Source organism: Martinezella rhizogenes, assembly GCF_000799715.1.
Taxonomy (GTDB): Bacteria; Pseudomonadota; Alphaproteobacteria; order Rhizobiales; family Rhizobiaceae; genus Rhizobium; species Rhizobium rhizogenes_C.
Window position 1 is genome coordinate 1 of record NZ_JUHG01000009.1, and the last position, 2,500, is coordinate 2,500.

At 53.0% G+C, this 2,500-nt stretch carries 1 rRNA gene (cut by a window edge); it reads right to left on the reverse strand.

Going from position 1 to position 2,500, the window contains the following annotated elements:
• Positions 1–154 precede the first annotated feature (154 nt).
• Positions 155–2,500: ribosomal RNA gene (locus tag EX00_RS03885) — 23S ribosomal RNA — on the reverse strand (it continues 575 nt past the right edge of the window).

The following is a 2,500-nucleotide window of genomic DNA, read 5'->3' on the forward strand; positions in this document are numbered from 1 at the left end:
CCCCGCCATAACCACCAGGTCGGCAAAGCGCAACTTTAATTGAGAAGCTGGTGAGGCCGCGATAAACCGCTTTGCGGTTTATCGCTGAGACTTCGTTTGTCTATTTGAACACGTCGTTGGTTTGTTCATTTTTCGATGAACAGCGGCAATGAGAACAATCAAGCCAATCGAGCTATTAGTACCGGTAAGCTTCATGCGTTGCCGCACTTCCACACCCGGCCTATCAACGTGGTCGTCTACCACGGCTCTGATAGGGAACACTCGTTTTCAGGTTGGTTTCCCGCTTAGATGCCTTCAGCGGTTATCCATTCCATATGTAGCTACCCTGCTATGCCCTTGGCAGGACAACAGGTCCACCAGAGATATGTCCATCCCGGTCCTCTCGTACTAGGGACAGATCCTGTCAATATTCCTACACCCACGGCAGATAGGGACCGAACTGTCTCACGACGTTCTGAACCCAGCTCACGTACCGCTTTAATTGGCGAACAGCCAAACCCTTGGGACCTGCTCCAGCCCCAGGATGCGATGAGCCGACATCGAGGTGCCAAACAACCCCGTCGATATGGACTCTTGGGGGTCATCAGCCTGTTATCCCCGGCGTACCTTTTATCCGTTGAGCGATGGCCCTTCCACGCGGGACCACCGGATCACTATGACCGACTTTCGTCTCTGCTCGACTTGTCAGTCTCGCAGTCAGGCGGGCTTATGCCATTGCACTCGACGACCGATTTCCGACCGGTCTGAGCCCACCATCGCGCGCCTCCGTTACTCTTTCGGAGGCGACCGCCCCAGTCAAACTACCCACCATACACTGTCCCGGATCCGGATAACGGACCGCGGTTAGACATCCATGACGATAAGGGTGGTATTTCAAGGATGGCTCCACAAGAACTGGCGTCCCTGCTTCAAAGCCTACCACCTATCCTACACATGCCGACACGAATGCCAGTGTAAAGCTATAGTAAAGGTGCACGGGGTCTTTCCGTCTGACCGCAGGAACCCCGCATCTTCACGGGGAATTCAATTTCACTGAGTCTATGTTGGAGACAGCGGGGAAGTCGTTACGCCATTCGTGCAGGTCGGAACTTACCCGACAAGGAATTTCGCTACCTTAGGACCGTTATAGTTACGGCCGCCGTTTACTGGGGCTTCAATTCAGAGCTTGCACCCCTCCTTTTAACCTTCCAGCACCGGGCAGGCGTCAGACCCTATACGTCGTCTTGCGACTTCGCAGAGCCCTGTGTTTTTGGTAAACAGTCGCTACCCCCTGGTCTGTGCCACCCTCACATACTTGCGTACATAAGGGTCACGCTTCTTCCGAAGTTACGCGTGCAATTTGCCGAGTTCCTTCAACATAGTTCTCTCAAGCGCCTTGGTATACTCTACCTGACCACCTGTGTCGGTTTCGGGTACGGTCTATACGGTGGAGCTATTTCCTGGAACCGCGTCCCCGCCCACACAATCCAATAAGTGTGAACAAGTTAAGCAATCCGTCACTACCACCAGGCCCACGATTATTAACGTGGTTCCCATCGACTACGCGTGTCCGCCTCGTCTTAGGGGCCGGCTAACCCTGCTCAGATTAACTTTAAGCAGGAACCCTTGGTCTTTCGGCGAGAGGGTCTCTCACCCTCTTTATCGTTACTCATGTCAACATTCGCACTTCCGATACCTCCAGGGCCCCTCACAGGTACCCCTTCACAGGCTTACGGAACGCTCCGCTACCACTTGTGATTGCTCACAAATCCTCAGCTTCGGTGCATGGCTTTAGCCCCGTTACATTTTCGGCGCAAAGACCCTTGACTAGACCAGTGAGCTGTTACGCTTTCTTTAAATGATGGCTGCTTCTAAGCCAACATCCTGGTTGTTTTGGGATCCTCACATCCTTTCCCACTTAGCCATGACTTGGGGACCTTAGCTGGAGGTTAGGGTTGTTGCCCTTTTCACGACGGACGTTAGCACCCGCCGTGTGTCTGCCTGATAGTACTCCCCGGTATTCGGAGTTTGGTTAGGATCAGTAAGACGGTGAGTCCCCATAGCCCATCCAGTGCTCTACCCCCGGGGGTATTCGTCAGACGCTCTACCTAAATAGATTTCGCGGAGAACCAGCTATTTCCGAGTTTGATTGGCCTTTCACCCCTAGCCACAAGTCATCCCAATCTATTGCAACAGATGCGGGTTCGGTCCTCCAGTTGGTGTTACCCAACCTTCAACCTGCTCATGGCTAGATCACTCGGTTTCGGGTCTAATGCAACAAACTAAATCGCCCTATTCAGACTCGCTTTCGCTTCGCCTACACCTACCGGCTTAAGCTTGCTTGTTACACTAAGTCGTTGACCCATTATACAAAAGGTACGCCGTCACCCTTGCGGGCTCCGACTGTTTGTAGGCATCCAGTTTCAGGTTCTATTTCACTCCCCTTGTCGGGGTGCTTTTCACCTTTCCCTCACGGTACTGGTTCGCTATCGGTCATGCACGAGTACTTAGGCTTGGAGCG